At 68.1% G+C, this 11983-nt stretch carries 14 protein-coding genes; 13 read left to right on the forward strand and 1 reads right to left on the reverse strand.

Annotation, left to right across the window (positions count from 1 at the left end; genetic code table 11):
- Window positions 1–6 precede the first annotated feature (6 nt).
- The 12 genes from rpmD (at window position 7) to NJQ99_RS02215 (ending at window position 9295) form a co-directional block, all read left to right on the forward strand.
- The gene (gene rpmD / locus NJQ99_RS02160) at window positions 7–198 is read left to right on the forward strand and encodes a 50S ribosomal protein L30 (protein WP_269331154.1); all 192 of its coding nucleotides are present in this window, start codon (window positions 7–9) and stop codon (window positions 196–198) included.
- Window positions 199–241: 43 nt separating this feature from the next.
- On the forward strand, window positions 242–721 hold the full coding sequence (rplO, locus tag NJQ99_RS02165; RefSeq protein WP_269331155.1) for a 50S ribosomal protein L15: 480 nt from the start codon (window positions 242–244) through the stop codon (window positions 719–721).
- Window positions 722–792: 71 nt separating this feature from the next.
- On the forward strand, window positions 793–2127 hold the full coding sequence (gene secY, locus NJQ99_RS02170) for a preprotein translocase subunit SecY (protein ID WP_269331156.1): 1335 nt from the start codon (window positions 793–795) through the stop codon (window positions 2125–2127).
- 13 nt (window positions 2128–2140) lie between these two features.
- Window positions 2141–2797, forward strand: coding sequence for an adenylate kinase (locus tag NJQ99_RS02175; RefSeq protein ID WP_269332059.1), 657 nt, complete (start codon window positions 2141–2143; stop codon window positions 2795–2797).
- Between the two features lie 142 nt (window positions 2798–2939).
- Window positions 2940–3308: a 30S ribosomal protein S13 gene (gene rpsM, locus NJQ99_RS02180; protein ID WP_269331157.1), complete on the forward strand. Its 369-nt coding sequence runs from the start codon at window positions 2940–2942 to the stop codon at window positions 3306–3308.
- A gap of 27 nt (window positions 3309–3335) precedes the next feature.
- The gene (gene rpsK / locus NJQ99_RS02185; RefSeq protein ID WP_269331158.1) at window positions 3336–3731 is read left to right on the forward strand and encodes a 30S ribosomal protein S11; all 396 of its coding nucleotides are present in this window, start codon (window positions 3336–3338) and stop codon (window positions 3729–3731) included.
- A 130-nt stretch (window positions 3732–3861) separates the two neighbouring features.
- Window positions 3862–4878: a DNA-directed RNA polymerase subunit alpha gene (locus NJQ99_RS02190; RefSeq protein WP_269331159.1), complete on the forward strand. Its 1017-nt coding sequence runs from the start codon at window positions 3862–3864 to the stop codon at window positions 4876–4878.
- A 34-nt stretch (window positions 4879–4912) separates the two neighbouring features.
- The gene (gene rplQ / locus NJQ99_RS02195; RefSeq protein ID WP_269331160.1) at window positions 4913–5341 is read left to right on the forward strand and encodes a 50S ribosomal protein L17; all 429 of its coding nucleotides are present in this window, start codon (window positions 4913–4915) and stop codon (window positions 5339–5341) included.
- 157 nt (window positions 5342–5498) lie between these two features.
- Window positions 5499–6833 carry a replication-associated recombination protein A gene (locus NJQ99_RS02200; protein ID WP_269331161.1) on the forward strand — a complete coding sequence of 445 codons (1335 nt, stop codon included), beginning with the start codon at window positions 5499–5501 and terminating at the stop codon, window positions 6831–6833.
- 88 nt (window positions 6834–6921) lie between these two features.
- On the forward strand, window positions 6922–7911 hold the full coding sequence (locus tag NJQ99_RS02205; protein ID WP_269331162.1) for an RluA family pseudouridine synthase: 990 nt from the start codon (window positions 6922–6924) through the stop codon (window positions 7909–7911).
- Window positions 7908–8597 carry an HAD-IA family hydrolase gene (locus NJQ99_RS02210; protein ID WP_269331163.1) on the forward strand — a complete coding sequence of 230 codons (690 nt, stop codon included), beginning with the start codon at window positions 7908–7910 and terminating at the stop codon, window positions 8595–8597. The genes NJQ99_RS02205 and NJQ99_RS02210 overlap by 4 nt, the downstream gene beginning before the upstream one ends.
- The gene (locus NJQ99_RS02215; protein ID WP_269331164.1) at window positions 8594–9295 is read left to right on the forward strand and encodes an ATP12 family chaperone protein; all 702 of its coding nucleotides are present in this window, start codon (window positions 8594–8596) and stop codon (window positions 9293–9295) included. Before NJQ99_RS02210 ends, NJQ99_RS02215 begins: the two co-directional genes overlap by 4 nt.
- A 13-nt stretch (window positions 9296–9308) precedes the next feature.
- On the opposite strand, the gene NJQ99_RS02220 is transcribed toward NJQ99_RS02215, so the two are convergent.
- Window positions 9309–10154: a hypothetical protein gene (locus NJQ99_RS02220; protein ID WP_269331165.1), complete on the reverse strand. Its 846-nt coding sequence runs from the start codon at window positions 10152–10154 to the stop codon at window positions 9309–9311.
- 296 nt (window positions 10155–10450) lie between these two features.
- On the opposite strand from NJQ99_RS02220, the gene NJQ99_RS02225 reads away from it, so the two are divergent.
- On the forward strand, window positions 10451–11983 hold the full coding sequence (locus NJQ99_RS02225; protein ID WP_269331166.1) for an acyl-CoA carboxylase subunit beta: 1533 nt from the start codon (window positions 10451–10453) through the stop codon (window positions 11981–11983).

The following is an 11983-nucleotide window of genomic DNA, read 5'->3' on the forward strand; positions in this document are numbered from 1 at the left end:
AGCCCGATGGCGACGAAGAAGACCGTCACGGTCGAGCAGATCGGCAGCCCGCTGCGCCGCCGCAACGACCAGCGCCAGACCCTGATCGGGCTGGGCCTCAACAAGATGCATCGGACGCGCACGCTGGAAGACACGCCTTCCGTGCGCGGCATGATCGCCAAGGTAAGCCACCTCGTCCGTGTCGTGGACGAGGCCTGAACCGCTGAACGCCCGGATCGGGGCGATTGGGAGTGCCGGTAGAATGAAACTGAACGAGCTCAGCGACAATCCGGGCGCCCGCAAGGCGCGGATGCGCGTCGGCCGGGGCATCGGCTCGGGCAAGGGCAAGACCGCCGGGCGCGGCGTGAAGGGCCAGACCTCGCGGTCGGGCGTCGCGATCAAGGGCTTCGAGGGCGGCCAGATGCCGATCCATCGGCGCCTGCCGAAGCGCGGCTTCAACAAGCCGAATGCGAAGGAATTCGCCGAACTCACGCTCGGCAAGCTCGAGGCGGCGGTTGCCGCTGGCAAGGTCAAGGCCGGCGAGACGCTGACCGAAGACCTGCTGGTCGAGCGTGGCGTCGTGCGGCGCAAGCTGGACGGTATCCGCCTGCTGGCGAAGGGCGAGCTGAACACCAGGCTCTCCATCGAGGTGACCGGGGCAACCCGGAACGCCGTCGCCGCCGTCGAGAAGGCGGGCGGCTCGATCAAGACGGCGGCGCCCGCTCAAGAGGCGTCGGCCTGAATGAACGTCTGGCCGGACGCGCGGCGCGCGACCGGCCGCTCCTCCTGTTGATCCGGTTCGGGAACACGTGAATGGCGTCGGCAGCCGAACAACTCGCGGCCAACCTCAATTTCGGGGCGCTGGCCAAGGCGACGGAACTCAAGAAGCGCATCTGGTTCACGCTGGGTGCGCTGATTGTGTATCGGCTGGGCACCTATATTCCGCTTCCGGGCATCGACCCGGCGGCGTTCTCGCAGGCATTCAGCAGCCAGGCGGGCGGCATCCTCGGCATGTTCAACGTGTTCGCCGGGGGTGCGGTGTCGCGCATGGCGATCTTCGCGCTGAACATCATGCCCTACATCTCGGCCTCGATCATCATCCAGCTCCTCACCGCCGTCGTTCCGACGCTGGAGCAGATGAAGAAGGAGGGGGAGCAGGGCCGCAAGAAGATCAACCAGTACACGCGGTACTTCACCGTCGTCCTGGCGGCGTTGCAGGCCTATGGCATCGCGGTCGGCCTCGAGGGGTCGACGGGCGTGGTGGCGGACCCGGGCTGGGGTTTCCGCATCTCGACCGTCATCACGCTCACGGGCGGCACCGTCTTCCTGATGTGGCTGGGCGAGCAGATAACGGCGCGGGGCGTCGGTAACGGCATCTCGCTCATCATCTTCGCGGGCATCGTCGCCGAATTGCCGAGTGCGCTCGTCTCGACGCTCGAACTTGGCCGCCAGGGCGCACTTGCGCCGTGGGTCATCATCGGCCTCCTGATCATGGCCGTGGCCGTTATCGCCTTCATCGTGTTCATGGAGCGGGCGCAGCGCCGGTTGCTGATCCAGTATCCGAAGCGCCAGGTGGGCAACAAGCTCTACCAGGGCGACAGCTCGCACCTGCCGCTGAAGCTCAACACGGCAGGCGTCATTCCGCCGATCTTCGCGTCGTCGCTTCTGCTGCTTCCGCTGACGGTTGCAGGCTTCGCGGGCACGCAGGACACCGGTGGCTGGCTGACCACGATCACGGCGGCCCTGGGGCATGGGCAGCCGCTCTATCTGCTGCTGTACGTGACGCTGATCGTGTTCTTCTGCTTCTTCTACACCGCCATCGTCTTCAACCCGCAGGACACCGCGGACAATCTGAAGCGGTATGGCGGCTTCATCCCCGGCATCCGGCCGGGCAAGCAGACGGCGGAGTACATCGACTACGTCCTGACACGGATCACGGTTGTTGGCGCTGCGTACCTCGCGTTCGTCTGCCTCATTCCGGAGTTTCTGACGGCGAGCTTCCGGGTGCCCTATTATTTCGGCGGCACGTCCCTCCTGATCGTTGTCAGCGTGACCATGGACACGGTTTCGCAGATTCAGAGCCATCTGCTCGCGCACCAGTACGAGGGTCTCATCAAGAAGTCGAAGTTGAGGGGGGCGCGTCGCTGACATGTCCAAGGGGTTGAACATCATCCTGCTCGGCCCTCCGGGGGCGGGGAAGGGAACCCAGGCCAAGCGCCTCGAGGCCGCGCACGGCCTCGTCCAGCTTTCGACCGGCGACATGTTGCGCGCGGCCGTTGCCGCCGGGACCGAGACCGGCCTTAAGGCCAAGGCGATCATGGACCGCGGCGAACTCGTTCCCGACGACGTGGTCGTGGGTATCATCGCCGACCGCATCGCGGAGCCGGACGTGAAGAACGGATTCATCCTCGACGGTTTCCCGCGCACGGTTGCGCAGGCCGTGGCGCTCGACGCCCTGCTGGCGAAGACCGGCGAAGACCTTGATGCCGTCATCGAGATGCAGGTCGACGATGCCGCCCTGACCGAGCGGATCACTGGCCGCTACACTTGCGCCAAGTGCGGTGCGGGCTATCACGATACGTTTCAGAGGCCGAAGATCGAGGGCGTGTGCGACCGCTGCGGCGGGACGGAGTTCAAGCGCCGGGCCGACGACAATGCCGAAACGGTGAAAAGCCGGCTCGAGGCCTACCATGCGCAGACGGCGCCGCTGCTGCCTTATTACGAGGCGCGGGGGATCCTGAAGCGGGTGGACGGCATGGCCGACATCGACGAGGTGACAGGTCAGATCGAAGGGGTGCTTGCCGGCGCGAAAGATTGATGGATCGCTGCGGTTGACGGCAGGGCGGCGGTTCATATAATGCGCGGCTTCGTGACGAGGCAGATTACGGTTCGTCGCGCAGTCGGGCTTTCGCGAAACAAGCGAGTTTGAAAACCACTGGCGACGGATCAGGAGACAAGACGTGGCGCGCATTGCAGGCGTAAACATTCCGACGAACAAGCGCGTGGTCATCGCGCTGACGTACATTCACGGCATCGGCGATCACAAGGCTCGGCAGATCTGCGGCCAGCTGGGCATTCCCGCCGAGCGCCGGGTCAACGAGTTGACGGAGGCCGAGGTGATCCAGATCCGCGAGACGATCGATCGCGAGCACCTGGTGGAAGGCGACCTGCGCCGCGATGTCGCGATGAACATCAAGCGCCTGATGGACCTCGGGTGCTACCGCGGTCTGCGCCACCGCCGCGGCCTGCCGGTCCGTGGACAGCGCACGCACACGAACGCCCGTACCCGCAAGGGGCCGGCCAAGCCGATTGCCGGCAAGAAGAAGTAAGCGGACGGGTTTCGAGGAGTAGGATCCATGGCGAAGCAGCCTGACAAGACGCGCGTCCGCCGCAAGGAGCGCAAGAACATTTCCGCCGGTGTGGCGCACGTCCTTGCGACGTTCAACAACACCATGATTACCATCGCCGACGCGCAGGGAAACGCGATCTCCTGGTCGTCCGCAGGGTCCATGGGCTTCAAGGGGTCGCGCAAGTCCACCCCCTACGCCGCGCAGGTTGCCGCTGAAGAGGCAGCCCGCAAGGCGCAGGAGCATGGGATGCGCACGCTGGAGGTCGAAGTGAGCGGTCCCGGTTCGGGCCGCGAGTCGGCGCTGCGCGCGCTGTCGGCTGCCGGGTTCACGATCACGTCGATCCGGGACGTGACGCCGATCCCGCACAACGGGTGCCGGCCGCCCAAGCGCCGGCGCGTCTGACGCGCGTTTCGCATGTCCGCGCGGGTGCCTCTCGCACCGGTGCGGTCAGGCTTCTGACGCCGCCCGCGGGGCGGCGTCGAATGGTGCGGCCGCCGCTTCCGGCGCCGCACGCAGAGAACAGGGGTGACCCGTGATTCAGAAGAACTGGCTCGACCTGATCAAGCCGACCGGCCTCAATGTGAAGGCCGGCCCCGATCCCAAGCGCACTGCGACCATCGTCGCAGAGCCGCTGGAGCGTGGGTTCGGCACGACGCTGGGCAACTCGCTGCGGCGTGTCCTGCTGTCCTCGATCCAGGGCGCGGCGGTTACCGCCGTGCAGATCGACGGCGTGCTGCACGAGTTCTCCTCGATCGCCGGGGTGCGCGAGGACGTGACGGACATCGTCCTCAACATCAAGGAAATCGCGCTGCTCATGCACGCGGAGGGGCCCAAGCGCCTGACGCTGCGTGCCACGGGGCCCGGCGAGGTGACCGCCGGCCAGATCACGCCGAGCGCGGACATCGAGATCCTCAACCCGGATCACGTGATCTGCACGCTCGACGACGGCGTGAGCCTGCACATGGAATTCACCGTCGGCTCCGGCAAGGGCTATGTCCCGGCCGACCGCAACCGGCCCGAGGATGCGCCCATCGGCCTCATCCCGGTCGATGCGCTCTACAGCCCGGTCAAGAAGGTCTCCTACCGCGTGGAAAACACGCGCGAAGGCCAGATCCTCGACTATGACAAGCTGACGCTGGAGATCGAGACCAATGGCGCGCTGACGCCGGAGGATGCGCTGGCCTATGCCGCGCGCATCCTGCAGGACCAGCTGCAAACCTTCATCAATTTCGAGGAGCCGAGCGAGCGGCGCGAGGAGGGCGAGAAGCCCGATCTCGAGTTCAACCCGGCGCTTCTGAAGAAGGTGGACGAGCTGGAACTGTCGGTCCGCTCGGCGAACTGCCTGAAGAACGACAACATCGTCTACATCGGCGACCTGATCCAGAAGACGGAGGCGGAAATGCTCCGCACCCCGAACTTCGGCCGCAAGTCGCTGAACGAGATCAAGGAGGTGCTCTCCGGCATGGGCCTGCATCTCGGCATGGAAGTGCCGAACTGGCCGCCGGAGAACATCGAGGAGCTTGCGAAGAAGCTCGAGGACCAATACTGATCCGGCCAGGGCCGGCCTCCGGGAGTAAAGAGCCATGCGTCACGGCATCGCGCACCGCAAACTGAACCGCACCAGCACCCACCGTCAGGCGATGTTCGCCAACATGGCGGCGTCGCTCATCACGCACGAGCAGATCAAGACCACGCTGCCGAAGGCGAAGGAACTCCGCCCCATCGTTGAGCGTCTCGTGACGCTCGGCAAGCGGGGCAACCTGCACGCCCGCCGTCTGGCGGTCTCCCGCCTGCGCGACGATGCGGCGGTGAAGAAGCTGTTCGATGTGCTCGCCACCCGTTATGCGGAGCGGCCGGGCGGCTACGTCCGCGTTCTGAAGGCGGGCATCCGCGCGGGCGATGCCGCGCCGATGGCGATCATCGAGTTCGTGGACCGCGACCCGGCGGCCAAGGGCGCTGCCGACAAGGCGCGCGTCGAGGCGGAGCGGGAGGCGGAGGAGGCTGCGGCCTGAGGCCTCGCCTCTCATTGCTGATCGGATCGGGGCCGCCTTCGGGGCGGCCCTTTTCCGTTCAGGGCCTTGTCTGCCCCATGCGCCCTGCGCCGGGCGCTGCTAGAGTGCAAGGGTGGGCGGAAAGACCCGGCCGGACGCCGCCCGCCGGAGGGAGCACATGTCTGACCTGTTCGAAAAGCCTGTGCCGGACGATGCGTCCGCCCGCAAGGCCGCGCCGGCAGCCGATGCGCCGCTTGCCGAACGGCTGCGGCCGCGCCGGCTTGAAGACGTGGTGGGCCAGCAGGATGCGCTGGGCCCCGAGGCGCCGCTCGGCCGCATGTTGGCGCATGGCCGGATCGCCTCGCTGATCCTCTGGGGGCCTCCGGGAACGGGAAAGACCACCATCGCGCGCCTCCTGGCCGAGCGGGTGGGAATGCGATTCGTGCAGATCTCGGCGATCTTCTCGGGCGTGGCCGATCTCAAGAAGGCGTTTGCCGAGGCATCGGAGCGCCGCAAGCTGGGGCAGGCGACGCTGCTCTTCGTCGACGAGATCCACCGCTTCAATCGCGCCCAGCAGGACGGATTCCTTCCTTTCGTCGAGGACGGCACGATCACGCTCGTCGGTGCGACGACCGAGAACCCGTCGTTCGAACTCAATGCCGCGCTCCTGTCGCGCTGCCAGGTCATCACGCTTGCGCGGCTCGACGACGATGCGCTCGAAGCCCTGCTGGTGCGTGCGGAGGAGGCTGAGGGGCGCGCGCTACCTCTGACCCCCGACGCGCGCGCCACGCTGCGGGCGCTGGCCGACGGCGACGGGCGCTTCCTGCTCAATCTCGTGGAGGAGGTGCTGACGCTCCCGGCGGGCGCCGTCCCCCTCGACCCCGCGCGCCTGGTCGAGGCCGTGCGGGCCCGCGCGCCGGTCTACGACAAGGGGCAGGAGGGGCACTACAACCTCATCAGCGCGCTGCACAAGTCGGTGCGCGGCTCCGACCCCGACGCGGCGCTCTATTGGCTCGCGCGGATGCTGCAGGCGGGGGAGGATCCGCTGTTTCTCGCCCGCCGCCTCATACGCATGGCGGTTGAGGACATCGGCATGGCCGACCCTGCCGCGCTGACGCAGACGCTGGCCGCGCGCGACGCCTACGAGGCGCTCGGCAGTCCGGAGGGCGAACTGGCGCTGGCACAGGCCACCGTCTATGTGGCGACGGCGCCGAAGTCGAACGCGCTCTACATGGCCGACAAGCGTGCGCACAAATCCGCCCGCCAGCACGGCAGCCTGATGCCGCCCGCCCACATCCTCAACGCGCCCACGAAGCTGATGCAGGAGCAGGGCTATGGCGCGGGCTACCGCTACGACCATGACGAGCCCGACGCATTCTCCGGCCAGGACTATTTCCCCGACGAGATGGACCGCCCGGTCTATTACGAGCCCGTCGAGCGCGGGTTCGAGCGTGAGATCGCCAAGCGCCTGCAATGGTGGACGAAACTGCGGCGCGAGCGCGGCGTCCGCTAGGCCCGCTCCCGCGATTGCGCGCAGGCCCGCCCGCGCCTATGTTCCGGGCTCCCGCCCATCCCTTCCGCCCGCGAGGTTGCCCAGCGCCATGACAGGGGTCGAAACCCGTACCGTGACCCGCGACGAGGACGGCATGCGCCTCGACCGCTGGTTCAAGGCGCATTACCCGGGCCTCGGCTTCGGGCACCTGCAGAAACTCGTGCGCACCGGCCAGGTGCGCGTTGACGGCGGGCGCGTTAAGACGGCGACCCGGCTCGCCGCGGGACAGGCCGTGCGCGTGCCGCCGATCTCCGCCGACGATGCCCCCCGGCCGCAGAAGCCGGGCGCGGGCGGGCTGGGGGATGCCGATTTCCTGCGCTCGATCCTGCTGCACGAGGATCCGCAGGTCTTCGTCTTCAACAAGCCCGCGGGCCTCGCGGTGCAAGGCGGCTCCGGCGTCGCGCGCCATGTCGACGGGATGCTGCCGTCGCTTGCCAAGCGCAACGGCAACCAGCCGCGCCTCGTCCACCGGCTCGACCGGGATACGAGCGGCGTGCTCGTCGTCGCGCGCACGCGCACCGCGGCCGCCGCGCTCGCCAAGTCCTTCCGCGGCCGCGACGCGCACAAGGTCTACTGGGCGCTGGTGAAGGGCGTACCGCGCGAGCGGGAGGGCCGCATCTCCACCTGGCTCGCCAAGGTGCAGGGGCCGCAGGGCGACCGCATGAAGGTCGCGCGCCACGGCGACGAAAGCGCCGACCACGCGCTCACCCACTACCGCGTCGTGGACCAGGCGGGCCAGCGTCTCGCCTGGCTCGCCATGGAGCCGGTGACGGGCCGCACCCACCAGCTTCGCGCCCACGCCGCCCACATAGGCCACCCGATCGTCGGCGATCCCAAATATTTCGACGTGGAGAACTGGGAGCTTCCAGGGGGCATCCAGAACCGGCTGCACCTGCACGCCCGGCGGATTGTCCTGCCGCACCCGGCGGGGGGCATGCTGGATGTCACCGCGCCGCTGCCGCCCCATATGCGGCAATCCTGGAACCTCTTGGGCTTCGACGAGGACGAGCCCGGCGCAGGAGACATCGACAGCGCATGACCCGGCCCAACCCCCTCGTGCTGTTCGACTGTGACGGCACCCTGATCGACAGCCAGCACGTGATCGTCGCGTGCATGGAGAACGCCTTTGCCCGCCACGGCCACCCCTCGCCGGGGGCGGAAGCGGTGCGCCGCATCGTCGGCCTCTCCATCGAGGAGGCGGTGACGGCCCTGATGCCGGGCGCGGACCCGCACCACATCGGCCCCGTCGCCACCGCTTACCGCGACGGCTTCCGCACCCTGCGCCTGTCCGGCGAGCTGCAGGAGCCGCTCTTCCCCGGCGCGCGCGCGGCAGTCGAGGCGCTGGATGCCGCCGGGCACCTGCTGGGCGTCGCCACGGGCAAGTCGCGCCGCGGTCTCGACGCGGTGCTCGCGCTCCACGGGTTGAGGGAGCGGTTCGTAACGCTGCAAACCGCGGATACGCATCCCTCGAAGCCGCATCCCTCGATGATCGTCACCGCGATGGCGGAAGCGGGCGCCGCGCCGGAGACGACCGTGATGATCGGCGACACGACCTATGACATCGAGATGGCGCGGGCCGCGGGCGCACACGCCATCGGTGTTGCCTGGGGCTATCACCCGGCAGACGAGTTGCGCGATGCGGGCGCGCATGTGGTGCTCGACCGGTTCGACGCACTTGCACCCTATGTCGCCGCCCTGTTCGACGGGGAGAAGGCCGCGCCATGAAACGCTTCTACAAGACCGCCAGCGCCGAACCCGCCGAGGGCGGCGGCTGGCGGATCCTGCTCGACGGGCGCGAGGTAAAGACACCAGCGCGCCGCACGTTGGTTGCGCCCGCGCGCGCCCTGGCAGACGCCGTCGCGGCCGAGTGGGAGGGGCAGGGCGAGGAGGTGCAGCCCGCCACCATGCCGCTCACCCGCGCGCTCAACAGCGCGCTCGACCGCGTGGCGCCGGAGCGGGACGCGGTGCTCGCCGACCTCGCGGGCTATGCCGAGAGCGACCTGCTCTGCTACCGCGCCGAAAGCCCGGAGGAACTGGCGGCCCGTCAGCGCGCCGCCTGGGACCCCCTGCTCGATTGGGCGCGGGAGGCGCACGGCCTGCGCCTGACGCTGACCGAGGGCGTGATGCCCGTGGCCCAGCCCGAAGGCACGGGTGCCTGCGCCCGCGCGCTGATCGACCCGCTCGACGCCGCGCGCATCGCCGCGCTCCATGCCTTCGTGACGATCACCGGCTCCTTCGTCCTCGGGCTTGCGGTGGTGCATCGGCGGATCGGGTGGGAGGAGGCGTGGACGCTCTCCACGCTCGACGAGGATTGGCAGGGCGGGCTCTGGGGCCGCGACGCAGAGGCCGAAGCGCGCGCCGCCCGCCGCCGCGCGGAGATGGAGAACGCAGGCCACCTGCTCGACCTGCTCGACGCGGACTGATCCTGCCGCCGTCCTAGAGGTCGAAGATCCGGCGCAGCGCGTCCTCGCGTTCCGGCGCGCTCAAGCCCTGCGGAAAGCCCGGGAAGCCGTCGGGCGGCAGGAACAGGCCGCCGGGTCCTGCCTGTGGGGTCGCATCCTCCGGGAGAGCCGCGAGGACGGCTGCGTTCCAGGCGTCGGGCGCGCCGCCCCACAGCCGCCGCTGTGCCGCGATCCAGTCGCCGCTGCTGCGTCCCTCCGGCTCAAGGTCGACGATCCGTCCCTGCCGGTCGTCGGCGCGGGGATTGAGCGACAGTTGCGCGCCGTCCGGCGAGATGCTGAGGTCCGCGCCGCGCAACTCGACCGTGCGCACGATGTCGCTCGCCATGCGGATGCCGGCGAATGCGTCGAACTCTTCCGCCTGCTCGGGGCCGAGCGCCTCCCGGTCGACGGAGCCGAGTGGCAGGTTGGGCCAGTCGACCTCCGACCAGTCGGCACCGGAAAGATCGATGCGGCCCGAGGCATCGATCCGCGCCGGTACGCCGGTGCCGACATTGAGCGCAGCTTGCGTCTCCTCCGGCAGCGCGGCGATCCGCTGACCGACCGCCGCGCGCACCTGGTCGTCCACCTCCGCGACCAGCGCGGGCGGGTTCACGTCCAACGGGTTCAGGGGCTGGACCGTCCCCGCGCCAATGGCATGGACCGAGCGTGCGCTGGCAGGCGGGGTCAACCCGGCACCCGGCCAGATGCCGCCTGGCGCGGCGGTGAGTGCGAGCGCGAAATCGCGGTCGGCACGGGCGCGCAGGTCGGAGTCGAGCGGGCCGAGCGCCGGTGCACCCGGGCCCAGTCCTCCGCTTCCATCCTCGCTCACCGGCGGCGCCATGCCAGTCCTCGTCCCGTTTCATCGGCGGGGCCCATGTGGAGGGCCGTGTGTCTGCCGGTTCTCCTGTCGTGTCCACTTTGTATTATTGTGGTTGATATTGCATATACATCGACAAGATCGTGCTCCCACTTTGGACGATACCATGAAAGTTTGACGCCGGGAAGTCCGGGGCGCTCGGGTGCTTCATGCATGGCCCTTGCCCGAAGGTTGGCCTTGGTCGCGTCCCGGCGGCTCGGTATAAGGGCGCGAGGGGAGCGCCTCCCGGGCCGATCAACAAGAATGGGGTGACGAGGACCATGCAGCACATTCTCGACGAACTGGAGCGCAAGCGCGCGCAGGCCCGGCTCGGCGGTGGCCAGAAGCGGATCGACGCGCAGCACGCCAAGGGCAAGCTGACCGCGCGGGAGCGGATCGAGGTGCTGCTCGACGAGGGTTCGTTCGAGGAATACGACATGTTCGTCGAACACCGGGAGACGAACTTCGGCATGGCCGACCAGCGCTTCTCCGGCGACAGCGTCGTGACCGGCTGGGGCACGGTGAACGGGCGCAAGGTCTTCGTCTTCAGCCAGGACTTCACGGTCTTCGGCGGTTCGCTGTCCGAGGTGCATGCCCAGAAGATCTGCAAGATCATGGACATGGCCGTGAAGGTTGGCGCGCCCGTGATCGGCCTGAACGACAGCGGCGGCGCGCGTATCCAGGAAGGCGTGATGAGCCTTGCGGGCTATGCCGACGTGTTCCTGAGGAACGTGCTCGCCTCCGGCGTCATTCCGCAAATCTCCGTCATCATGGGGCCGTGCGCGGGCGGCGCGGTCTATTCGCCCGCCATGACCGACTTCATCTTCATGGTGAAGGATTCCAGCTACATGTTCGTGACCGGTCCCGACGTGGTGAAGACCGTGACGAACGAGGTCGTGACCGCGGAGGAGCTGGGCGGCGCCAGCACGCACACCGCGAAATCCTCCGTCGCAGACGGCGCCTACGAGAACGACGTCGAGGCGCTGATCCAGACGCGCCGGATGATCGACCTTCTGCCGCTGTCGAACCGCGAGAAGCCGCCGGTGCGTCCGACCGACGATCCGGCCGACCGCGTGGAAATGAGCCTCGACACGCTCATCCCCGACAATCCCAACAAGCCCTACGACATGAAGGAGCTGATCCTGAAGGTCGTGGACGAGTACGATTTCTTCGAGGTGCAGGAAGCCTTCGCCAGGAACATCATCACCGGTTTCGGCCGGATCGAGGGGGCGACGGTGGGCTTCGTCGCCAACCAGCCGATGGTGCTTGCGGGCTGCCTCGACATCGATTCCTCCCGCAAGGCGGCGCGTTTCGTGCGCTTCTGCGACGCCTTCAACATCCCCGTCGTGACCTTTGTCGACGTTCCGGGCTTCCTGCCGGGCACGACGCAGGAGTACGGCGGCATCATCAAGCACGGGGCGAAGCTCTTGTTCGCCTATGCCGAGGCAACGGTGCCCAAGGTGACGGTCATCACCCGCAAGGCCTATGGCGGCGCCTATGACGTCATGAGTTCCAAGCACCTGCGCGGCGACGTGAACTACGCCTGGCCGACGGCGCAGATCGCGGTGATGGGCGCGAAGGGCGCGGTCGAGATCCTCTACCGCTCCGACCTCGGCGACGCGGAGAAGATCGCCGAGAAAACGAAGGAATACGAGGACCGCTTCGCCAATCCCTTCGTGGCGGCTGCCCGCGGCTTCGTGGATGAGGTCATCATGCCGCACTCGACGCGGCGCCGGCTTGCCCGCGCACTCGCCATGCTGCGGACGAAGGAGCTGACCAACCCGCCGAAGAAGCACGACAACATACCGCTCTGA

The organism is Futiania mangrovi, assembly GCF_024158125.1.
GTDB classification, from domain to species: Bacteria; Pseudomonadota; Alphaproteobacteria; order Futianiales; family Futianiaceae; genus Futiania; species Futiania mangrovi.